Origin of the sequence: Dehalogenimonas sp. THU2 (assembly GCF_039749495.1) — a bacterium.
Classification (GTDB): domain Bacteria; phylum Chloroflexota; class Dehalococcoidia; order Dehalococcoidales; family Dehalococcoidaceae; genus Dehalogenimonas.
Window position 1 is genome coordinate 60,286 of record NZ_JBDLLU010000010.1, and the last position, 21,197, is coordinate 81,482.

The 21,197-nt window shown below is 58.2% G+C and carries 24 protein-coding genes; 6 read left to right on the forward strand and 18 right to left on the reverse strand.

Translation table 11 applies throughout. The features are described from left to right. Positions 1 to 47: 47 nt before the first annotated feature. The 5 genes from ABFB09_RS06610 to ABFB09_RS06630 form a co-directional block, all read right to left on the reverse strand. Complete coding sequence (locus ABFB09_RS06610; protein ID WP_347000711.1) at positions 48 to 743, reverse strand: TIGR01906 family membrane protein; 696 nt, start codon at positions 741 to 743, stop codon at positions 48 to 50. Then, positions 724 to 978 carry a DUF2007 domain-containing protein gene (locus ABFB09_RS06615; protein ID WP_347000712.1) on the reverse strand — a complete coding sequence of 85 codons (255 nt, stop codon included), beginning with the start codon at positions 976 to 978 and terminating at the stop codon, positions 724 to 726. Before ABFB09_RS06615 ends, ABFB09_RS06610 begins: the two co-directional genes overlap by 20 nt. Continuing rightward, positions 968 to 4,639 (reverse strand): DNA polymerase III subunit alpha, encoded by a 3,672-nt coding sequence (locus ABFB09_RS06620; protein WP_347000713.1) that lies wholly within the window; start codon positions 4,637 to 4,639, stop codon positions 968 to 970. The genes ABFB09_RS06615 and ABFB09_RS06620 overlap by 11 nt, the downstream gene beginning before the upstream one ends. 162 nt (positions 4,640 to 4,801) lie before the next feature. Beyond that, a complete protein-coding gene (locus ABFB09_RS06625) occupies positions 4,802 to 5,326 on the reverse strand; it encodes a protease inhibitor I42 family protein (RefSeq protein ID WP_347000714.1) in 525 nt (174 codons plus the stop codon). Positions 5,327 to 5,418: 92 nt separating this feature from the next. Beyond that, on the reverse strand, positions 5,419 to 6,300 hold the full coding sequence (locus ABFB09_RS06630) for a DMT family transporter (protein ID WP_347000715.1): 882 nt from the start codon (positions 6,298 to 6,300) through the stop codon (positions 5,419 to 5,421). A 180-nt stretch (positions 6,301 to 6,480) separates the two neighbouring features. On the opposite strand from ABFB09_RS06630, the gene radC reads away from it, so the two are divergent. Then, the gene (radC, locus tag ABFB09_RS06635; protein WP_347000716.1) at positions 6,481 to 7,236 is read left to right on the forward strand and encodes a DNA repair protein RadC; all 756 of its coding nucleotides are present in this window, start codon (positions 6,481 to 6,483) and stop codon (positions 7,234 to 7,236) included. Here radC and ABFB09_RS06640 read toward each other — a convergent pair. The 8 genes from ABFB09_RS06640 to ABFB09_RS06675 form a co-directional block, all read right to left on the reverse strand. Beyond that, positions 7,145 to 7,810, reverse strand: coding sequence for a methylated-DNA--[protein]-cysteine S-methyltransferase (locus ABFB09_RS06640; protein ID WP_347000717.1), 666 nt, complete (start codon positions 7,808 to 7,810; stop codon positions 7,145 to 7,147). The genes radC and ABFB09_RS06640 overlap by 92 nt on opposite strands. 122 nt (positions 7,811 to 7,932) lie before the next feature. Next, a complete protein-coding gene (locus ABFB09_RS06645) occupies positions 7,933 to 8,490 on the reverse strand; it encodes an HPF/RaiA family ribosome-associated protein (RefSeq protein WP_347000718.1) in 558 nt (185 codons plus the stop codon). A 21-nt stretch (positions 8,491 to 8,511) separates the two neighbouring features. Beyond that, the gene (locus ABFB09_RS06650) at positions 8,512 to 9,201 is read right to left on the reverse strand and encodes a ComF family protein (RefSeq protein WP_347000719.1); all 690 of its coding nucleotides are present in this window, start codon (positions 9,199 to 9,201) and stop codon (positions 8,512 to 8,514) included. 17 nt (positions 9,202 to 9,218) lie between these two features. Then, entirely contained in the window at positions 9,219 to 9,443 is a 225-nt protein-coding gene (locus ABFB09_RS06655; RefSeq protein ID WP_347000720.1) for a hypothetical protein, read from the reverse strand. Between the two features lie 206 nt (positions 9,444 to 9,649). Next, a complete protein-coding gene (locus ABFB09_RS06660) occupies positions 9,650 to 9,952 on the reverse strand; it encodes a muconolactone Delta-isomerase family protein (RefSeq protein WP_347000721.1) in 303 nt (100 codons plus the stop codon). A gap of 147 nt (positions 9,953 to 10,099) precedes the next feature. After that, positions 10,100 to 10,516, reverse strand: a complete 417-nt coding sequence (locus ABFB09_RS06665; RefSeq protein WP_347000722.1) for a hypothetical protein — start codon at positions 10,514 to 10,516, stop codon at positions 10,100 to 10,102. A 95-nt stretch (positions 10,517 to 10,611) separates the two neighbouring features. Then, entirely contained in the window at positions 10,612 to 12,486 is a 1,875-nt protein-coding gene (locus ABFB09_RS06670) for a copper-translocating P-type ATPase (RefSeq protein WP_347000736.1), read from the reverse strand. Positions 12,487 to 12,833: 347 nt separating this feature from the next. After that, complete coding sequence (locus tag ABFB09_RS06675) at positions 12,834 to 13,052, reverse strand: zinc ribbon domain-containing protein (protein ID WP_347000723.1); 219 nt, start codon at positions 13,050 to 13,052, stop codon at positions 12,834 to 12,836. 197 nt (positions 13,053 to 13,249) lie between these two features. Here ABFB09_RS06675 and ABFB09_RS06680 point away from each other — a divergent pair, with 197 nt between their 5' ends. The 5 genes from ABFB09_RS06680 to queD are packed head-to-tail and all read left to right on the forward strand — an operon-like array spanning position 13,250 to position 16,959. Next, positions 13,250 to 14,131: a branched-chain amino acid ABC transporter permease gene (locus ABFB09_RS06680; RefSeq protein WP_347000724.1), complete on the forward strand. Its 882-nt coding sequence runs from the start codon at positions 13,250 to 13,252 to the stop codon at positions 14,129 to 14,131. Then, entirely contained in the window at positions 14,131 to 15,063 is a 933-nt protein-coding gene (locus tag ABFB09_RS06685) for a branched-chain amino acid ABC transporter permease (RefSeq protein WP_347000725.1), read from the forward strand. The genes ABFB09_RS06680 and ABFB09_RS06685 overlap by 1 nt, the downstream gene beginning before the upstream one ends. Continuing rightward, positions 15,039 to 15,818, forward strand: coding sequence for an ABC transporter ATP-binding protein (locus tag ABFB09_RS06690; RefSeq protein ID WP_347000726.1), 780 nt, complete (start codon positions 15,039 to 15,041; stop codon positions 15,816 to 15,818). The genes ABFB09_RS06685 and ABFB09_RS06690 overlap by 25 nt, the downstream gene beginning before the upstream one ends. Next, entirely contained in the window at positions 15,815 to 16,537 is a 723-nt protein-coding gene (locus ABFB09_RS06695) for an ABC transporter ATP-binding protein (protein ID WP_347000727.1), read from the forward strand. Before ABFB09_RS06690 ends, ABFB09_RS06695 begins: the two co-directional genes overlap by 4 nt. Positions 16,538 to 16,593: 56 nt before the next feature. Continuing rightward, positions 16,594 to 16,959, forward strand: a complete 366-nt coding sequence (gene queD / locus ABFB09_RS06700) for a 6-carboxytetrahydropterin synthase QueD (protein ID WP_347000728.1) — start codon at positions 16,594 to 16,596, stop codon at positions 16,957 to 16,959. On the opposite strand, the gene ABFB09_RS06705 is transcribed toward queD, so the two are convergent. From ABFB09_RS06705 to ABFB09_RS06725, 5 genes are all read right to left on the reverse strand, one after another. Beyond that, positions 16,956 to 17,366: a Zn-ribbon domain-containing OB-fold protein gene (locus ABFB09_RS06705; RefSeq protein WP_347000729.1), complete on the reverse strand. Its 411-nt coding sequence runs from the start codon at positions 17,364 to 17,366 to the stop codon at positions 16,956 to 16,958. The genes queD and ABFB09_RS06705 overlap by 4 nt on opposite strands. Next, positions 17,366 to 18,544: a propanoyl-CoA acyltransferase gene (locus tag ABFB09_RS06710; protein ID WP_347000730.1), complete on the reverse strand. Its 1,179-nt coding sequence runs from the start codon at positions 18,542 to 18,544 to the stop codon at positions 17,366 to 17,368. The genes ABFB09_RS06705 and ABFB09_RS06710 overlap by 1 nt, the downstream gene beginning before the upstream one ends. A gap of 87 nt (positions 18,545 to 18,631) precedes the next feature. Beyond that, a complete protein-coding gene (locus ABFB09_RS06715) occupies positions 18,632 to 19,318 on the reverse strand; it encodes a glycerol-3-phosphate acyltransferase (RefSeq protein WP_347000731.1) in 687 nt (228 codons plus the stop codon). A gap of 22 nt (positions 19,319 to 19,340) precedes the next feature. Continuing rightward, positions 19,341 to 20,180, reverse strand: coding sequence for a PHP domain-containing protein (locus ABFB09_RS06720; protein ID WP_347000732.1), 840 nt, complete (start codon positions 20,178 to 20,180; stop codon positions 19,341 to 19,343). Further along, entirely contained in the window at positions 20,177 to 20,953 is a 777-nt protein-coding gene (locus tag ABFB09_RS06725; protein ID WP_347000733.1) for a TIGR00282 family metallophosphoesterase, read from the reverse strand. The genes ABFB09_RS06720 and ABFB09_RS06725 overlap by 4 nt, the downstream gene beginning before the upstream one ends. Between the last annotated feature and the right edge of the window lie 244 nt (positions 20,954 to 21,197).

Sequence of the window (21,197 nt, forward strand, 5' to 3'; positions counted from 1 at the left end):
CCTAATCTTGTATAGAGGCGGTCATCGGCAATCGACGAACCGGCCCCCTACGATGATTTTCGATCGATGGTGAGGTTACGCCAGCCGATGACGGTGAGGGTGATCGTTACACTAAGGATTATGACGTCGACGAAGATCATGGCGTCCCGCCAGAAGCCGCCGGGGAACATCATGATGAGGTAATCCGTGCGCGGGTTCAGCAGCCAGAAGTCGTTGGCGAAGCTCAGGAGGTGGAACTGGGTGAAAAAGGCGTTGAAATCGGCGATGGCCATGGCCGCCCTGACGATGACGAGAGCCAGGGTGAACACCCCGCCCCAGAAAAGCGGCGCCGCCAGGCGTTTCGGTTCCCGGCGATAGAGCGTTATCCCCGCCACCAGCGCCGTGTAGATGAAACTCACCGCCAGCACCCCGTAGTCCAACTGGATCAGCCCCTTCACATCATATAGGTGGATGACCTCACGCTCGTTGAAAAGAGTAAAAGACTGACCGTCCTTGATGACGGTGACGTCGATGAGCTCGTCGCCGGAATTGAAATAGCCGATCAGGCCGCGGGCGGCTTTGGATAGCTCAGCATCGTCAAGGCCGGTGGTAGCGCCGACGTCGTAACGGTCGAAGCCGTATTCATACAACGGCTGGAAATTGACGGCGAAGGCGATGACGGCGCTGGTGATGAGGAGCGGCATAACCAGCACCAGACCCCAGCGAGCGGCTTTCAAGAGCCGTTTACCCATCGAGCGGTTCATCGGACGGCGCCTTATCCACCTCTTCCACATCGGCCAGAATAGCTTTAGCCTCGGCCAGGTGTTCCGGGGCCACCATCACCCGCATGGGCATCAGGGCCGAGGCTACCTGGAGGAAGGTGGCGGTGCCGGCCGATTCGATATAAGCCGGTATACCCGAGTCAACCAGTATGTCGCGCCACAGCGTGGCGGCGAACTCGTTGGATGCGGTGGCGGCGGGTTCCCATTTAGTGTCCATTGCTCTCATACCTCGCACTGCCGGCGCTCCCAAGGAGCGTTTCCAGCTCGTTCAGGAGTTCATCGTTGCAGGTCACCCGGACCTGCGGCATTTTGAGATGGTACACACGGCCGGGGCAAGCCACCTGCAAAGCGATGTTTTCCGGTCCGGGATAGATGCTCAGGACATCTAAAACACGGTTGAACAACTTCAGGTCGGCGTCCGGGTTTTCAGTCTGGGATAGTATGATACTCAAACGGCGGGACATAGCTCGCGGTGTTTCCTTCTCTGGTTGAGTTTGAGTCTGAACGGCCGCGGCCGCCGCTACGGCACCAGCCGCGGCCGGGGCGGTTTTGGGTTTGGCGGCGGTGGTCTTTTTGGCCGGGGGAGGGCCATTGAACTGCCGGGGTGGGAAACCGCCGCGGTTGTTGAAGCCGTTGCCGCTGGCGGGCTTGACTCTTACCATTTGGCCGGCCTCGATATCCTCGCCGGCGCCGGGCTGGTAGAGGCGTACCGCATCGACATGAATCGTACCGCTGTCGCCGCGGAAGACGGCCTTGCCCTCGACGAGCAGCACATTGCCTTCCTGCCAGTGGTCTTTGGTCTGGGCGTAGAGACGGGGCCAGGCCACGACCTCGATCCGGCCGTTGAGGTCTTCCAGTTCCGCGGTGGCGAAGGTGTTGCCGTCGCGAGTTTGCGAGGTGCGCGCCGATACTACCATGCCGGCCAGGGTGACCACCTGGCCTTCCAGCTCCTCGGTCACGTCGCCGCAAAGCGCCGTGGTGTCGTTGCCGACCTTGGCGGCGAAACGGCTGTATGGGTGGGCTGAGATATATATGCCCAGGAGGTCCTTCTCCCATGTTAAAAGCTCGCTTTCAGCCACGCTGCTTCGTTCCAGTTCCAGCGGCATGGTGGCGACCTCGGCGACACCGCCGAAGAGGTCGAACAGGGTGCCCTGGCCGGATTCTTTGATCTTGCGCTCTCGGTCGGCGAAGTCCAGTACCCGGCCTACATTATGCAGCAGGGTGGCGCGGTCGCCCAAAGAATCGAAGGCGCCCGCCTTGATGAGGCTTTCCAGGACGCGCCGGTTCATGCCGGCGGCGTCGGCGCGGCGGCAGAAATCTTTGATACCGCGGTACGGGCCGTTCCTGAGCCGTTCCTCGACAAAGGGGGCTACTGCCTGCTCGCCGACGTTCTTGACTGCGGCCAGTCCGAAGCGGATGGCAGGACCGCTCTCGCCTTCCTCGATGGTGAAATTGACTTCGGAGGCGTTGACGTCCGGCCTCAGCAGTTCGATACCCAGGCGGCGGCATTCGGCGGCGGCGGCGGAGACCTTCTCCGCCACGTCGCGCTGGGTGGCCAGGAAGGCGGTCATATATTCTACGGTGTAATTGGCCTTGAGGTAGGCCGTCTGGTAGGCGATCAGGGCGTAGCTGACGGCGTGGGCCTTGTTGAAAGCGTAACCGGCGAAAGGCAGGATGAGGCCGAAGATCTCCTCTGCCAGCTCCTCGGTGTAGCCGTTCTTGAGCGCGCCGGCGATGAAGTTCTGCTTCTGCTTCTTCATCACCTCCGCGTTCTTCTTGCCCATGGCCTTCCGGAGGATGTCCGCCTGGCCGAGCGAATAGCCGGAGAAAGCCCGGGCGATGAACAGCACCTGTTCCTGGTAGACGATGACGCCGTAGGTCTCCTTGAGGATATCCTCCAGAGCGGGGTGGGGGTAGGTGATGGGCTCCTCACCGTGCTTTGAGCGGATGAAGCGGGGGATCTGCTCCATGGGGCCGGGGCGATACAAGGCCACCATGGCGGCGATATCGGTAAAATGGGTCGGTTGGAGTTCCTTGATGTAGCGCCTCATGCCGACGCTTTCCAGCTGGAAGACACCCATGGTCTCACCGGCGGCCAGGAGATCGAAGGTTTTGGGGTCGTCGAGGGGTATATGGTGGACGTCCAGCGGTACGCCAGTGCGCTTGCCGATGATCTGCTGCGCCCGCGACAGGATGGTGAGGTTGGCCAGGCCCAGGAAGTCCATCTTGAGCAGGCCGATAAGGCCGATGTCCTCCATGGGGAACTGGGTCATGACCAGGTCCGCCTTGCCGCCGGTGGAGGACTCCCGGTTCAGGCGCTGAAGCGGCGCGTGAAGCGCCAGCGGGTCCTTGGAGATGACCACGCCGGCGGCGTGGGTGCTGGCGTGGCGCGACAGCCCCGAGACTTGGCGGGCGGTATCGATCAGTTTCTGCACCGTGCCATCGTTAGCCACGGCCTCGCGCAGCTCGGCGGTTTCATCGAGGGCCTTTTCCAGTGTCATGTTGGGGCCGAAAGGCACCAGCCGGGCGACCTTATCGACATCGGGCAGGTTCATGCCGAGGGCACGGCCGACGTCACGGATGGCGGCGCGGGCGCCCAGTGTCCCGAAGGTGATGATCTGGGCTACATGGTCCAGGCCGTATTTGCCCGAGACGTACTCGATGACCTCGTCGCGGCGGTCGTCCTGGAAATCCATGTCGATATCCGGCATTTCCTTGCGTTCGATGTTCAGGAAGCGCTCGAATACAAGGGAATACTCCAGGGGATCGACCTCGGTGATGCCCAGGCAGCGCAGCACGATGGAGGCGGCGGCCGAGCCGCGAACGCCGAAGTAGATGCCGCGTTCGCCAACGAAGCGGATGATGTCCCAGACAACCAGGAAATAGTCGGCGAACTGGGTCTGTTCGATGACGTCCAGTTCATAAGCCAGCCGCTCCCTGACCGCATCGGAGGCATCGGGGTAATACTTCGGCAGAGCATCGTAGCACAGTTTGGCGACATACTCGTCCGAACTCATGCCATCCGGGCGGTCGATTTGCGGCAGGTGCAGCCGGCCGAATTCCAGTGTCAGGTCGCACATATCGGCGATTTTATTGGAGTTCTCCAGAGCTTCCGGCAGGTCGCGGTAAAGCTCGGCCATCTCGGTCTCGCTCTTCAGGTAGAAGGAGTCCGCCTGCATCCGGAGGCGGTTGGTGTCCTGGAGCGTGGTGCCGGTGCCGATGCACAGCAGGAGGTCGTGGGTGGGGGCGTCCTCGCGGCTGACGTAGTGGATGTCCCCGGTGGCCACCAGCGGGATGCCCAGTTCCCGCGAAAGTTTGATCAATCCGGCGTTGATCTTGTCCAGTTCCGGCATCGGGTGGCGCTGGATCTCGAAATAGAAATCGCCGGCAAAATTATCGCGGTACCAGATGGCGGCCTGCCGGGCCTCGTCGAGGCGGTTCTCCAGGATGAGGCGGGGCACCTCGCCGGAGGGACAGGCGGACAGGGCGACCAGTCCCTCGCGGTATTTTTCTAATATTTCCTTGTCGACGCGAGGCTTGTAGTAATAGCCGTCGATATTGGCCTGGGAGACGAGCTGTAGGAGGTTGCGGTAGCCGGTGAGATTTTTGGCCAGGAGTACCAGGTGGCGATGGTTCTTGTCCGCCGCGGTCTTGGCGGTGCGGTCGCCGGGGGCGACATAAACCTCACAGCCGATGATGGGCTTGATGCCCTGGGCGTTGCACTCCCGGTAAAACTTGAGAACGCCGTGCATGGCGCCGTGGTCGGTGATGGCCAGGGCGGTCATGCCCAGTTCCTTGGCGCGGGCGACCAGCACCGGAATGCGGCACATGCCGTCCAGCAGGCTGAATTCAGTATGAACGTGAAGATGAGTGAACATGCGGTAATCCGGGGGTTATTATACCATCCGGGGCGCCGCGGCGTCCCGCCCCCGCTTGAGGCGGGAAATCCGAATATCTAATTTCGAAATCCGAAAACAAGTGCGAATATCCAAATAATTAAGGTTCAAAACGGGTAACGGTTATGATTGGACGCACCGGCGTCAGTGCGATGCAGCATCGAGCTCCTTCGCTTCGCTCAAGGATGACAGACCCGGTGGATAAAGACACGAGAGGGAGCACTTCACCGTCACCTTCAATTCCAGTGTGTTTCGGGCAGGAGGACCGGTGAGGCCGACAGACCCGTAGGTCATGATGATGGTAGTCTCGCCTTCAGCGATTGCTTTGAACACCCACTTTTCCATGCCCGGTCCGCCGGTGGAAATCGGTGAACTTCCCGAATATTCTTTGGGGCCCTGCTGTTTAACTATTTTGAAATCATCGATGCGAGCCGACCAGGACATTCCAGCTGAGGGAAACGAGTATAATTTCACATTGAATTTGTCACCCTGAGAGACGGTGACCTCACGTAAGATAAACCCGTTGCTGGTCTCGTAGGCTTGATCCATAACGGTTTGATTGATGATGATGGTGGCCGCCGGCAGCGACGAAATGATTATCACGGCGGCAACCACCAACCCACCGGCCACCACCGCCAGCCCGAGGCGCCGTTTTTCGTTGTGGATCATAACAGGTTAAGCTCCCTGTCGTTTTTCAGGTATTGTTCCTTGAAAAGCATAGCACTTCAACATGAACAGAAGATCAACGGATTGGCGAAATTTTAACCGGGAGCCTGAAGCCAAATCCGTCCGCCTCTGAGTACGCAATATATACCGGTAAGAATTACCAGCCCGCCGATGACTTCAGCAAAGCTGGGCCATTCGCCGAGGATGATGATACCGAGGAGGGTTGCCCCGACCGGTTCGCCCAGAATAGCCACGGAAACAAGGGTGACCGGCATGACCCTAGCCGCCATGTTGAAACTGGAGTGACCGAGTAATTGGGGAATGACCGCCAGCAGGAGCAGCATCAGGTAGGTAGTCTCCGTATAGCCGGTGAAGCTTAATCCGGCTATAACGGCGAAGGTGACTAAGATGATAGCGGCAACTCCGTAAACGGAAGACAGGTAGCTGACGGCGTCTATCCGATCTTTAAGAGCCCGGGCGACCATAAGGTAAGAGGAGGCTAGCAAGCCGGCGACGAGGGCCATGGCATTACCGAGAAATACTTCCGAGCCGAACGAGAATTCCCCCTGGCCGATGATGACTACGCCGGCCAGGGCGATGACGATACCGGCGATCGACAGCCGGTTCAATCTTTCTTTCCACAGGAAGTAGGAAGCCACAGCCACGAACACCGGATGAGCGGTGACGAGGATGACCGAACTGGCAATCGATGTATATTGCAAAGAAGTGATCCAAAGAACGAAATGGGCGGCCAGGAAGATTCCCGCCAGGATGATGAGCAGAGATTCTCGCCGGGGAAGCGATCTCACTGAGGTGATCATCCGCCGGTGGGTGAAGGGCAAAATCAGGAGTGAGGCGATACCGAGACGGTAGGCGGCGATGATAAGGGGTGGAGCATCGGCAAGCCTGATGAAGATGGCGGCAAACGAGACTGCAATGATGCCCAGGAGCAACAGGAGGCGTGGTGTCAGACTCAAGCGCAAGTTCCTCAAAGTACCCTGGGGTTATGATAGCACTTGAGTTGTGGGCACGCGAGGAATTGAACAAGTGTGGCGGGAGTGTGCCGAGATATTAAAATGGGGAGGGCGACTGCTGGTTGCTCCTAGGTTGGATGGTGACATGTACCCCCAAAACTGTTAAAGTAATCCCCTAATCATATGTCTGAAACAATAAAAGCAACTGAAAACACGATCGCAGGTCACCGCAATCGATTGCGGGAGAGATTCCGGAAAATGGGTCTGTCCAGTCTGGCCGACTATGAAGCGGTTGAACTATTGCTCACGCTCGGCACGCCGCGGCGCGACTGCAAACCCGCGGCCAAGGCGGCGATCAAGAAGTTCAAGACGCTCAGGGGGGTGCTGGAAGCCTCGGCGGATGACCTCCAGGAAGTTGACGGCATCGGTCCGGCCAATTCGGTCGCCATACGCTTGATCGCCGAGGCGGCTCAGGAATTGTTGAGAACGAAGGCCGTCGAACAGAAGTGGCCGGAAAACTGCGCCACCCCGCAGCAGGTCTATGATTACCTGTATTCGTCGATGTGTGGGCTGAAAAAAGAAGTCTTCAAAGTCATCTACCTGAACAACCAGAACCGGGTCGTTGAGATCGTTGAGATCGAAGATCACTCACGGGGTACCGTCAATGCTTCAGTGGTGTGGGTCAGGGAAGTCGTTGAAGGCGCATTGCGTCACGGCGCCGCTGCCATGATCTTCGTCCATAATCATCCTTCCGGTGTACCGGCGCCCAGCCAGCAGGACAGGGATATCACCCGGGATCTGGTCTTTGCGGCGGCGACGATGAATATCCGGACACTCGACCACATCATCATCGGTGATAACTGTTATCACAGTCTGGCGTCGGAAGGATTGATGGACAGGTATGCGGCGGAGTTCCGGGGGGTGAGGGGGAAGGGGTAGTATCCCTTTCGATCCTGCTTCCTCGGTTTGTCTGTTGGCGCGATTCTTTTCCGCTCTTCTCCATCTCCAATAGTTTCTTTTTGGCGCTGACGCCTCCTGTGAACCCCCCCAAACCGCCATCGGCAGCGACCACTCGGTGGCAGGGGATGAGGATGGGCAGGGGGTTGGCTCCCAACGCCTGGCCGACGGCGCGGGCGGCGCCGGGTTTGCCGATATCTTTGGCCAATTCACCATAGCTCTTAGTCTCTCCAAACGGGATTCGACAGGCAGCTTCGTAAACATCCTGCTGAAATTCGGTGGTGCCGGTAAGATCAAGTCCTTCTTTGAAGACCACCGGTTCACCCAGGAAGAAGTGTTTCAACCGGTCGGCGAGGCCGGCTCCGCCGGCGCCAGTGGTCAGGTCACGTTGTTCGATGCCAAATTCGGCTAGAACATCTTCATGTTTTTTTATGGGTAGGGTGACGCGTTTGACACCTTTGCCGGTGACTTCAATGCCGACCCACCCGGCGGCCGATTCCACAATGTCGTATTTTGGTTTGTTCCCGGTCTCAGGATCGGACCTTTTTCGTTTCATAATGCCCCCGACATAATTTTGGATTTCTAAAACAGTGCGTTACGATTTTTCCGTCGTAAGCCGTAAATTTGAAGCGCGAACTGATGCATGTGTAATCTCGAACGTGACAAGTTCGAGGTGCTTTACACCGCCTCTATTTCTATCAATTTGAATCCACCCAATTCCTGCCGGTGCAACAGGCTCACCCCGCCCTTGGAGCTCCGGAAAAGGAGGAAATCGTCTTTAGTCTCACTAAGGTTGGCGATTGCATCGGGCAGGCTCATTGGTTTGGGTGTGAAATGTTCGACCTCGATACTGACCTCGCTTTCCTCTGAGATAATCGGCGGCAATGGTTCGGTTTCGGTATAGGTGGCCGCTCCGAAGCGCTGGCTCTCGCGGTCGAAGTCGGTGTTCTTGGTTTTGAAGTCGTGCACTTGGCGGTCGAGAACGCCTTCCAGTTGGTCGATAGCGGTAATCAGGCTGGCGGCGCGGCATTCGGCGGTCATGACCGGCCCCAGTACTTCCAGAATGCCTCGAACCACGAAGCGGTCCTTGGCTGCTTTAGTGGCTTCTTCAATGAGCTCGAGCCGTAGTTCCCGGGCCTGGGGCAGATGGCGGCCAACTTTGTCGAATTTCCGCACGATCTGGGCACGGGTTTTCTCGTCTAGGGTGAGATTCTTGGTGGTGATGATGATTTCCACGGATGCCTCCTCGAACCTTAATTAAATTTCTCTGGCCAGCGTCAGCGCCCTGACTTCACTTACTCCGGCGGTGGCAAGCGCCCGGGCACAGGCGGACAAGGTGGCGCCGGAGGTGGCTACGTCATCGATGAGGATGACGCGGCGGCCTTTTAATTTATTATAGCACCGGAAAGCATCAACTACCGCAAGGCGTCGCTGATCCACGGAGGCGCTGTCGGCCTGGGGCGGGGTCGGCCTGACTTTCTGTATCGCATCGAGGAATACCGGCAACCCGGTGAGGCGGTGCATCACGATGGCCAGAAGTTCGGACTGATTGTAACCGCGTTCCCGCAGGCGAGATTTGTGCAGGGGCACCGGCACGAGAGCATCGCCGGGCAGGTCGTTGGTTTTCAGGTAATCGACTAGATAGCCGCCGAGGGGGGTGGCGAGGTCGCGCAGGTTCTGGTATTTGAGCTGATGGACTGCTTTCTTGATGACGCCCTCGAAGCGGAAGACGGAATGCAGGGCCAGCAGTTCCGAGGCTAGATCGTCGCAGTCCGGATGGTGATCCAGGCTCTTGCCGCAATCTGGGCAATAGGGCGGCGACTGGAATGGCAGGGCGGCGCGACAGCGCTGACAAAAATAGGCGCCTTCTCGTCCGCAACTCAGGCAGTAGCGGGGGAAAAAGAAATCCAGGACTTTCTCACGGTTGTCCAGAAGGCGGCCGAACATGGGAGAACCGGCCCGGTCTAATAGTTGACCGGGTTGCGCTGCCGCATGTTGTTGACGCCGCTGCCGATAGGCTCATTGATATAGACGTCACCGTTGCGGATCTTCAGGTTGTAGCCGCATTCCGGATTGGTGCACACCCAAGCCTTGTAGTGAATTGCGGCGCCCTGGTTACCGAAATCCGACAATGGTACCAGATCACCTTCTTTGCATTTCTGACACTTGGGAAAGGTTGAACTATCCACAGAAAACTACCTCCCAACCAGTTTTACCCGTATGTTACTTTGGGAAAGAAGTATATCTCAAGTTCAAGCGCTTAGCAAGGATTTGTTAAACTTGGTGAGAAAGAAGAGACATGATTATCTTGATAGTATTGTGTTGGGACCGAGAACGCAGCAAGAAAGCCCCTTCCTATGAGGGAGGGGCTTTCTTTAATAAACTGATTCGAAAATTAGACGAAAGGTTTCAAGGCTTCTATGGTGATATTGGCACTTGTGTTGAAATCAAGAAGAGGACGAATTTCCAGATTGCTGAATGGTCTCAGTGGGAAATTCAGGAGCAACCGCATCAGTTCTTCATGGTCTTTGGCATCCAGGACGAACATACCGCCGCCGTCTGGGAAACTATAAGCGGCATCAAGTTTTCCATCTGCCTTGCTCTTTTCCACCCATTCTTTAGCGCATTCCAGAAAATTGATCTGGTCTTTGTGTGAAGCTGCTGGGGTCACTTGATCTCCGGATACCAGGTACTTCATGATGATCTCCTTTTCTTTATTACCTCTGACTTCTGTCGGCCGTCAAACAGTGAATTTCGCACAGTTTCAAGGCGCGCCCAAAGTCAGATGGTTTTTATATACTCTACCATTTAGCTAACGGAAGTCAAAATAAAAAAAGGATTAAAATTAGATTCTGACTGTAATTTCCAACCTGTAATCCGCCACTCGTATCGTTTGCTCTGTTTGAGGATATGGAGAGATATTAAATTCCAGCACGTATTTTTCATATAATTGAGATGCCGGATCGCCAGTAAGTCCGGATTGGGTTAGTGTTAAAGTTTCCTTTCTGCCATCGAGTTCTATGGTTACCAGAACTTGAACCTGTCCTGCCCAAATGCAGGTCACGCTTTCCGGGCAACGGCTATCATTGAGTACTTTATCGAAAGTGATGGTCATATCCTCAGATTCGATCACCGCCGACTTTCCTGGACTTAGGGTGAACTTTTGATTGAGAGAATAGACCGGGATATCTGTACTGCAACCGGTCAATATTGTGATCGACAACAATAGACATGCCACAACCGCCAATGCTACACTTTTCAATTTACCCTCCTAATTATTCTCGAAAATCCTCTATGTTTTAGGCAAATTCTTCGATTATTCCCTACACTTAGTATAACTCTCATAATCTCAAGTAGTTAGTCTCGTTTGAAGCGCAACAACCGGGCGTTGACGGCCACAATGACGGTTGAGAGAGACATCAACGCCGCGCCGACTGCCGGGACTAAAAGAATTCCGAAACTGTAAAAGACTCCGGATGCTGCTGGAATGGCGAGGGCGTTGTACCCTGTCGCCCAGCCGAGGTTCTGCTGCATCTTGCGATAGGTGGCTTGCGACAGTTCGAAAATGGAGAGTACATCACCCGGGTCGGAACGGACCAGGATGATGTCAGCGGTGGCCTGGGCGATCTCGGTGCCGGCGCCCACGGCGATGCCCAGGTCGGCCTGGGCCAGGGCGGGGGCATCGTTGACGCCGTCGCCGGTCATGGCTACCGACAGACCACGGCCTTGAAGTTCTTTTATCCTGGATGCTTTTTCCTCCGGCAGCACACCGGCGAAGTACTCATCCAGTCCCAGCTCCGAAGCCACCCAGCGGGCCACTTCCTCCCGGTCGCCGGTCATCATCACCACCCGTTTGCCCATCTTTTTCAAGGCCTCGACGGTCTGGCGGGACTCCGGCCGGATGATGTCGGCCAGTGCCACCGCGCCGGCGACGGCGCCGTCGATGACGATGAAGACGACGGTCTTGCCCTGCTTGAAGAGTGCATCGACTTTCGGGCGGTCGTAGGCCAGTTTGAGTTCCTCGACGTGGCCGGGGCTGGCGACTATGACTTCCCGGCCTTGGACCTTGCCCCGGGCCCCGCGGCCCGAGAGCGATTTGAAATCCGCAACCTCGTAAGCCTCCGGCGTCGCTTCGATGATACCGCGAGCGATAGGGTGCGCAGAGTGCGACTCCACTGCTGCGGCGTGTTTCAGTAGTTCGTCGCGGTCGAAGCGCTCATTGAGAGGAACGACATCGGTCACGCCGAATTTACCCAGCGTCAGCGTGCCGGTCTTGTCGAAAACGATGGCGTCGATAGCGCGGGCGCGTTCGAAGGCATTACGGTCGCGGATCAGCAGTCCGTTACGCGCCGAGATACCCGTGGATACGGCCACGACCAGCGGCACCGCCAGTCCTAGGGCGTGGGGACAAGCAATGACCATGACGGTGACCATCCGCTCCACGGCGAAGACGACCGGTTCGTCGCTAAAGGATAACCAGGCGATCAGGGTAAGCGCGCCGGCGGATATAGCGATGAAAGTCAGCCAGCGCGCCGCGCGATCGGCGAGATCCTGGGCCCGGCTTTTGGCGCCCTGGGCTACCGCAACCAGGCGCGCCATTTGGGCAAGGTACGACTCCGTGCCGGTGCGATTCACCGTAACCGTCAGCGAACCTTCACCGTTGACCGCTCCGCCGATGACCCGGCCTCCGGCTTTCTTCTCCACCGGCATGGATTCTCCGGTGAGCATCGATTCATCGACGGCACTTTCGCCGGAAATGACATCTCCATCAACCGGGATCTTTTCGCCGGGTTTAATCAGCACCGTATCGCCTTTGACCAAAGAGCCGATAGGCACATCCTCGGCTTTGCCTCCGGCCGATAATTGATGAGCGACAGCCGGCAGCAGCCTCGCCAGTTTTTCCAGCGCTTCCGAGGCGCTCATGATGGAGCGCATTTCTATCCAGTGGCCCAGTAGCATGACATCGACCAGGGTGGCCAACTCCCAGTAGAAGACCTCCCCCTCAAGGCCGAAGGTCACAGCGCTGGAATAGAAGAAAGCGACGGAGATGGCCAGGGCGATGAGGGTCATCATGCCTGGATTGCGTTCCCCAAGCTCCCGCTTCAGACCTGAGAGGAACGGCCAGCCGCCATAGACGTAGACGAAGGCGGACAGCGCCCACAGGACATAGGCGTCGCCGGTGAAAACGAGTTCGAAGCCGAGGAAGTCCTGGATGAGGGGCGACAGAGCCATTATGGGAACGGTGACCGCCAGCGAAACCCAGAAGCGCCGCGCGAAGTCGGCCACGGAGTGCCCGGCGTGGCGGCCGCCGGTTTGTTTATGACTGCCATGCCCGCCGGCGGGCGGCTGGGATCCGTGATGAACGTGTTCGTCGGCCATGCTGCTCCTCACGTACCTGGACTTTCAAATCTTATTCTAGTCCGGTAGGAGAGCAAGTTGGTAATTTCAGTTCCCTTACAAAAAAGAGACCTTCATATGAAGGTCTCTTTTAGAAAACGAAGGATCTGTCCCGGAACGAAAGGACGTTATGCTTTAGCGGGTATTTCCTAAGGGCGTCACCGGGCGACTAGCTATACTTTCTAGTGGCAGCTGCCGCAGGAAGAAGAAGAGCAGCTTGTGCAGCCACCCCCGCCGCCGATGCTCTGACCACCGGAACCCTTGGCCATAAAAGTGGAAGCTATGCGCTTCGCCTGGCCTTTACAAGTCGGGCATTCCGCTGGATCCATCGATTGGCTCATCGGACGCAGCAGATCGAATTTTTTACGGCAATCCATACAACGATATTCATAGATAGGCATAATTCGTTAGTCTCCTATATTTATTATTGTAACCCCAAAACGCCGGAACGTCAATTTCCCCGTGTCTGGCTGTGGGTCATAAACTTAACCCGGATAACAAAAAGCCATAGGTGTGAATGTTGATAATCTATCAGCAAGTTGCCACAGAGGGTGCGTATCTGGTATATTTACGCGGATTTTTTACGGCGTAACAATGATTGAACTGGGCACAGATTCTATTTAATTCCGCGGTTACCGGGAGCCTGTACCTCATCTCAGCAGTAGCGCTGACGCTGGTGTATGGTCTGGCCCGCTTTCCCAATTTCGCCCACGCCGAGATCATGGCGCTCGGCGGTTTCATCGGCTACTTTGTTGCCGAGCAACTGGGCGCCCCGCTGCCCCTGGCTTTCGTCTTCGCCTTCGCCGTATCCGGTCTGATCGGTTATCTCAGCTACCGGGGTATCTTCAAACCCCTGGCAGACCGCGGCGCCAGCCTGATCCACCTGATGGTGGCCTCGATGGCCCTGGGTTTTATCCTGCGTCATTCCATCGGCGAGATCTGGGGGTTTTCCCCGCTGACCTTCAACATAGTCTGGCCGGCTTACGATGTCGGTCCGCTCAGGATTAGTCTGAACTGGCTTATCCTTATCTTCACCGCCGTGGTCGTCGGCGTGGGTCTCCATTTAGTATTGACCAAGACCAAGATCGGTAAGGCCATCCGCGCCACCGCCTCCAATCCCAAGCTGGCGCTTTCCGCCGGTATCAACACCACCCGCGTCCTGGTCATCACCTGGTTCGTGTCCGCCGGGTTGGCCGGCATCGCCGGACTGTTCCGTGGTGTGGAAACCCGGCTTTCACCCTACTTGGGCTGGGATATCCTGCTGCCGACCTTCGCTGTGGCAGTACTGGGCGGCATCGGCAGTTTCTACGGCGCCATCGTCGCCGCCATTATCATCGGCCTGGCTGAGAATATTGGTGTCGTGCTGTTGTCCCAGGCGGGCTTGTCTACCGAATACCGCATGGCCATTCCGTTTGTCATTCTGATCGTGGTGCTCATTTTCCGTCCGCAGGGCTTGGCGAAGGCGTTCAAGGGTAACTGATGGATCCGATACTCATATACGGCATAAACGCGCTGGTCTATATCGGCATTTTTGCCATCGTGGCCCTGTCGCTCAACGCCGAGTACGGCTATACCGGCCTGGCCAACTTCGGCAAAGTGGCCTTCTTCATGATCGGCGCCTACAGCTACGCTCTCCTGGTTCAAGCCGGGGTGCCCTGGCCGGTAGCCCTTGCGCTGGCCACCCTTATCTCCTCCATCTTCGGACTGCTGGTGTCGCTGCCGGCCATCCGCTTGCGTGAGGACTATTTAGCTATCGTGACGCTCACCTTCGGTGAGATACTGCGTATTTTCATCAAATCCGAGGATTGGCTGGCCAATGGCGTATGGGGCATCAGCATCCCGCCGGTTTTTGCCGCCGGTAACTTCACCGCCGGGCTGTGGATGAACCTGGCGCTGGTATTCGGCCTGCTGGCCGTCTGCTTCGTGTTCATGACGCTCCTAGCCAATTCTCCTTTCGGCCGCATCATGCGCGCTCTCCGGGAAGATCAGATCGCCGCCGACGCCATCGGCAAGAACCGCATCACCTATAAGAGCCAGATCTTCATGATCGGCTCGGCCATGGCCGGTCTCGGTGGCGCCCTCTTCGCCAACTTTGTCGGTTATATCGCCCCGGAGTCCTTCCTGCCCATCATCACCTTCACTATCTGGATGATGGTTATTCTGGGCGGTCCGGCCAGCAACATCGGCGTCATCGTCGGTGCGGCGGCGGTGCAGCTCTTCGAGCGGGGCACCATCATCCTCAAGGACTACGTCACGCTGCCTATCGACCCCACCAATCTGCAAAATATCCTCTTCGGGGTGATCATCATCACCATCCTGATGGTCCGCCCCAGCGGCCTGTTCAAGGAAAGCAAGATCAATACTCTGGGAACCAGGAGGGCCATGCGATGGCTGAACCCCTCCTCAAAGTAGAAGGCCTGGTCAAGAACTACGGCGGATTATGTGCCGTGGCCGGGGTCGACCTGGAGGTCGGGCGCGGCAAGTTCGTCGGTTTAGTCGGACCCAATGGCTGTGGCAAGACGACGCTGCTTTCTTCGATTTACGGTCTGCGTCCTTCCGACGGCGGCCGCGTCACCTTCGCCGGCCGGCATATCGAAAAAATGGCGCCGCATCAGATCTTCGACCTGGGTATGAGCAACGCCTTTCAGTTCCCGCGCCTCTTCCCCACCATGACCGTGCTGGACAACATGATCATCGCCGCCCGTAACCAGCCGGGTGACAAGCTATTCAACTCACTTTTCCGCCGCGGCAAATGGCACCGGGATGAGGAACGCCTGGCCATCCGCGCCATGGAACTGCTGGAACTCCTGAACATCAGTCACCTTACTTTTTCCAAGGCCGGCGAGATGTCCGGCGGCCAGCAGAAACTGCTGGAGATCGGCCGCTCCCTGATGGCGGAACCAGACCTGCTGCTTCTCGACGAACCGGCGGCGGGTGTCAATCCGGTGCTGGGCAAGCAGATCTTCCAGGAACTGGACAAGCTCAAGCGCGAAAAAGGCATGAGCTTTTTCATCATCGAGCACCGGCTGGAACTCCTGATGGCTTACACCGATTGGGTCTATGTCATGGACAGGGGTAAGATCGCGTTGCAAGGTGAGCCTAAGCAGGTGGTCAACGATCCCATTTTCTTTGATGTTTATATCGGCAGCCGGGGAGGGCAGGAATGAGCGATATCCTGACGGCCACCGGCATCAAGGCCGGCTACGGCGATGTGCACATCGTCAATGATGTGTCTTTGCACCTCGAATACGGCGGCAGCGTGGCTATCGTCGGGCCTAATGGCTCTGGTAAATCGACCCTGCTGAAAAGCCTGCTCGGGTTTGCCCGGCTTTTTGACGGCAAGGTCGTTTTCGACGGCCGGGATATCACTGGCATGACGTCCGACAAGACCGTGGCCATGGGCCTGGGCTACGTCTCCCAGACGGATAATGTCTTCGCCAATCTGACCATCCAGGAGAACCTGGAGATGGGCGCCTACGTCCGCCATGATGCCGCTGGGGTCAAACAGGACATCGAGCGCATGTACCAGATGTTCCCGGAGCTGGAGCGGCGGAAGAAGTTTTACGCCGGCAGCCTTTCCGGCGGTGAGCGGCAGATGCTGGCTATCGCCCGCGCGATGATGGCCAACCCGCGCGCTCTGCTTCTCGATGAACCGCTGGCCTCGCTGTCCCACAAGGCGGTGGAAACCATTGTGGAAAAACTGCGCATCATCAATGAGTCCGGCACCGCCCTCATGATCATCGAGCAGAATACCCGCCGCATCCTGGCCTTCGCCCGCCGCGCCTATGTGCTGGTGACCGGGCGCCTGGCACTGGAAGGCGATGCGGCCACCATCCTCGAGAACGAAGACGCCCGCAGGCGTTATCTCGGTCTCGGCGCAGACTAGCGCCCCCGGCCCTTCCCGCGATACAATGACCGGTGAAGGCTCCGGGAGGTAAACCGATGTATTACGTCAGTGTTGAAAGCCATTTCGACGCCGCTCATTTCCTCCGCGGCTATGCTGGCAAGTGTGAAAACCTGCACGGGCATCGCTATAAGGTAGCGGTCAAGCTTTCAGCGACCGATCTCAACGAGGTCGGGCTGGCTTACGATTTCACCGATCTGAAAGCTGTATTGAAACCACTGCTGGCCTGCTACGACCATACCCTCCTGAACGACGTGCCGCCGTTCGATAAGATCAACCCCTCGGCGGAGAATATCGCCAGAACAATTTACGAAGAACTCAAGCCAAACATCGAGGGCGCAACGCTTGATTCGGTGACCGTCTGGGAATCGCCGGAAAGCTTTGCCGAATACCGGCCTGGTTAATCGGCGAGTTTAAATAACGGGTAGGCCGCATCCCCGGCGGAGTATTTGTCCCCCCCGAAAACCGCGTGTGCGGTGGTCACGTTTTTACCGATGACGCTCATATCCAGCTTGTCCGGACAGGCGGTATCGATGCGCCCGATGAGGTGCGGTCCTTCTTCCAGGGCCACCAGCGCCAGAGCATACGGCAGTTCCTGATCGCGGCCTTCCGCCGCCACGAAGAGGGTGGTGAAACTGGCGATCTTGCCCCGGCCGGAAAGCTCGACAGGCTCAAGATCGGTGGATCCGCAATGAGCGCAGGCGCCCCGCGGCGGGCACAAAGTCTCCTGGCAGCGGCCGCATTTCAGGCCCATCAACCGGTTTTCCCGCAGCGCCGCGTCGTACTCTTTGAAAGACAGCTTTATCGTCATCACCAGCCTCGCTTCAAAATCAGGCTAACCATGGTACCGCCGTCGCCGCCCAGGGTATCGGTCATGCCGATGGCGGCGTCCGGCACCTGCCGTTCCGCTTCCACCTCACCCCGGAGCTGGCGGACGATCTCATAGACCTGCGCCGCGCCGGTGGCGCCGATGGGGTGGCCCTTGCTTTTAAGGCCGCCGGATGGGTTGATAGCCACTTTGCCGCCGATATCTGCCTCGCCGCGGAGCCAGGCCTCGCCGGCGGTGCCGGGGTCGAAGAAGCCGAGGCCTTCGGCGGCGATGATGCTGGCGATGGAGAAGCAGTCGTGCAGTTCACAAACGTCGATGTCCGCAGGGGTCAGACCGGCCATGTCATAAGCCTGTTTAGCCGACAGTTCCCGGGCTTTAAGGCGAGGCAGATAACCCCCCTGTGATGCCAGCGGGCCGGAGGAAGCCTGCCCGACGCCGGCGAAATAGACCGGTTTTGATGACAGCACCTGTGCCTTGTCCTCAGCGGCGATGACCAGGGCGGCGGCGCCGTCGGAGAAGGGGCAACAGTCGTGCAGTTGGATCGGTGAGGCCACGGTGAAGCTCTTCAGGACATCGGCAGTAGTGACAGACTTGCGCAGATGGGCTTTGGGATTATGCAGGCCGCGCTGGTAGGACTGGACCGAAACCTGGGCCATCTGCTCTTTCAACTTCTCGATAGGCAACCCGTAGCGGGCGGCGTAGCGGTGGGCGAGGAGGGCAAAAACGCCGGGGAAAGTCATTCCTGCCGGGAACTCGTAGCGGGAATCCGAGAACATGGCGAAGGTGCGGGTGGCTAGGGGAGTGCCCAGCGAGGCGGCGCGCTCGACGCCGCCGGCGATGACGATGTCGTACACCCCGTTAGCGACCAGCAGGAAGGCGTCGCGGATGGCCATCGAAGCCGAGGCGCAGGCGCCGTCGTAGCGGTTGGCCGGCACGTTCATGGTGCCGATGTAGTCGGCGATGAAGGCGGGCGCCATGCCCTGGCCCTCGGCGAAGTCACCCAGGGCGTTGCCGATAAAAAGGGCTTTGACGTCCCGCGCCTCGATATGGGCGTCGGCCATGGCTTCGGAGGCGGCTTCGGCAAAAAGTTCGGTCAGGCTCAGACTCTGGGCGCCGGAAAACTTCGTCTGACCGGCGCCGATCACGGCTACTTTACGCATCGCTCTAAATCCTAATACCTAATATCTAATGTCTAAACAATTTCTAAAATTCAAAATTCCAAGGCTCAAAACCGGGCGATGATTTATTTAACTCAAGGCCTTAGCGCCGTTGTTCTCCGGGCGGGTTATCCAGGTTTTCCGGTCGCGGATATCGCGGTCGAAGAGCAGCCGGTTGGTCAGCAGTTCTACCGATGACAGTCCCGCGGCCAGTTCAGAGCGCCGGCCGATGAGCCGCCGCCCCAGGGTGATGAGGGTTATGGCGGCCATTCCGGCGCTCACCAGTCCCGGCTCGGCGATGTTGAAGAAATCGGCCAGATAATAGGCCAGTAATGGCAGAGATAACAGGGCGATGAAAACAGTCAGCGATAGTTTCTTGAAAGGCATGCCGGATAAAGCCACGGACATGACCACCAATCCCAACAGCGGCGAGACACCCAGGATCATGCCCAGGCTAGTAAGGTTACCCCGTCCGCCCCGAAAACTCAGGAAAACCGGCCAGATCTGGCCGATGATGGCGGCGAGGCCGACGATCAGTTGTTGCGCCATCTCCAACCCGGCCCAGCGTGCCAGCCAAACCGCCAGCAAACCCTTGCCCAGGTCGAAGATTATGACCGGCACTGCCCAGCGTTTCGACGTGGCCTGTATCACATTGGAGGAACCGACGTTCCCGGAACCGAACTTGCGGAGATCGACGCCCCGGGTCCAGCGGGCGATGATATAGGCTAAGGGGATGCTGCCGATCAGGTAGGCGACTATCGCCAGGACGACAAACATATTCACTCCAAATAGTAGTAATCTAGGTCTTCGCACCGGGCAGCCGGGCTAGCAAGCCCTCGACCGCGGAGAGAGGTACGTGCTGACCGCCGATCATTGTTTCGGTGGCGGGATCCAGGCCGTGATAGTCGGTGCCGCCGGTGGCTACCAGGCCGTATTTTTCAGCCCAGCGTTTCAGCCGTTCTATCTCATATTCACGGTAGCTGGCGTAATAAACCTCGATGCCGGTCAGCCCCGCAGCCGCCAGTTCTTTGATCATTTCTTCGGCGTTGGGCAGCGTCAGCGGATGAGCCATCACCGCCAGTCCCCCGGCCGCCTTGATGAGGGCGACGGCGCCGGCGGGATCGAGCTTGATGCGTTCGGCGTAGGCCGGTCCGTCGCGGCTGATGTACTTCTCGAAGGCTTCGCCGATATAGGAGATGTAGCCCTTTTCCACCATCGCCTGGGCGATGTGCGGGCGGCCGATGACGGCGTCGCCGGCGATCTCCTTGATCCGGGACCACTCCAGTGGCATGCCCAGCTCAGCCAGTTTCTCCACCATGGCCAGGCCGCGTTCTTCCCGTGAATCCCGCATGCCCGCCAGTTGCCGTTTGAGCGTCGCGTCCTGCCAGTTGATGAAATAGCCCAGGATATGGACGTCGCCCGCGGCGATATCGGTGGATATCTCCACACCGGGGATGACCGTCAGGCAGGGATGCTTCTCACCCTCGGCCAGCGCCTCGGCGATACCGTCCACCGAATCGTGGTCGGTCAGAGCCATATATCGGAGTTTCCGCGCCGCGGCCTTACGGACCACCTCGGCCGGAGGGAAAACACCGTCGGAGGCGGTGGAGTGCAGGTGCAGATCTACCAGGCTGTTCACGCCAAAGCCGCCGTTTCGCGGTCGACGCGTTCGATGCCGATAGCCCGGCCGCCGGCGTCGGTGGTTATGAGCACGGAGTTGAAAGTGACTCGCCCCTTGCCCACCGCCAGGCGGTTGGGGATGCCAGTCAGGAAGCGCTTCAAGACGTCGTCCTTGTTGTCGCCGATGATGGATTCCCATGGCCCCACCATGCCGATATCCGAGACACTGGCGGTGCCGCCGGGCAGGACCCGGGCGTCCACCGTGCCGACGTGGGTGTGGGTGCCGACCACGCCGGTGACCCGGCCGTCCAGGTACCAGCCCATGGCCTGCTTCTCCGAGGTAGCCTCGGCGTGAAAATCGACGATGATATGCTTGGGGGGTGTTTTGAGTTCATCCAGCAGGCGGTCCATTGCGCGGAAGGGGCAGTCCACCAGGTTGTTGATGAAGGTGCGGCCCATGAGGCTGACCACCAGCACGCCCTTGACCGAGGTGTAGCCCTTACCCGGCACGTCCGGAGGAAAGTTCAGCGGCCGCACCACCGGCGCGTCGCCTTCCAGCATCGGCAGAATCTCCATCTGCGACCAGATGTGGTTGCCGGAAGTGATGGCGTCGACGCCGTAGGAAAAGAGTTCCTCGGCAACATCCGGGGTCAGGCCGATGCCGCCGGCGGAGTTCTCGCCGTTGGCGATAACCACATCCACGCCCAACCCCAGTTTCAGGGCGGGCAGAATCTCCATGACGGCGCGCCGTCCCGGTTTGCCGATGATATCGCCGATGCAAAGTATCTTCATAAGCTCCTATTATGCCATTCATTGGGCAATCGTTCAATGGGGCAGGATCATCGATGAGTGTTCAGCTATGATTGTGGCGACATTGGCCGCGGTCTAGAAAATGAAAATTCATAAAACAATTCCGTCGCTCAGCTTTAGGCTAATCGTGGGTTTCGATAATTGAGTCGAATCCGGTTCCGGGGAAAGCCGCGCCGCCCGCACCGACGCGTCCAGGGCGGACCCGGTCAGACATGACGGCAGATCA